The following is a 473-nucleotide window of genomic DNA, read 5'->3' on the forward strand; positions in this document are numbered from 1 at the left end:
CAAGGATTCGAACGAAGTCCCAGTGACGCCTCCAACACCAGACGAGCCAGAAATCAAGAAAGATGTGAATGGCAAGGCAGAAGAAACTCTCGCAAAACGTGATGAAGTCTTCACATACAATGTGAAAACAACAGTAGCGCAAGATGCGACAGCCTTCTCAGTCACAGATACCCTAGTGGACGTTCTTGAATTCGCAGGAACTTCAAGTGCTAAATTGAATGGTCAAGCCCTTGACGCAAGTCAAATCAAGGTAGAAGGTCAAACCATTACCTTGACGCTTACAGAAGACCAAGTGAAAGCCAATGGCGGTCAAGCCGTTGAATTAACATTCGACGCCAAGATCAAAGCTGGCGCGAACTTGTCCGCATATGTGAAGGAAGACGGCCGTACACAGATTCCGAATAAGGCTTCTTACGACGCAAGCTTCCCACATAAACCAGGAGTGCACAAGGATTCGAACGAAGTCCCAGTGA

Annotated in this window: 1 protein-coding gene; it reads left to right on the forward strand. The window is 47.4% G+C overall.

Features of this window, described 5'->3' with window-relative positions:
- Positions 1-473 (forward strand): isopeptide-forming domain-containing fimbrial protein (locus HMPREF2655_RS03645; RefSeq protein WP_142352124.1); only part of this gene is annotated, 473 nt, incomplete at both ends.

This window comes from Streptococcus sp. HMSC066F01 (assembly GCF_001837335.1).
Classification (GTDB): Bacteria; Bacillota; Bacilli; order Lactobacillales; family Streptococcaceae; genus Streptococcus; species Streptococcus oralis_S.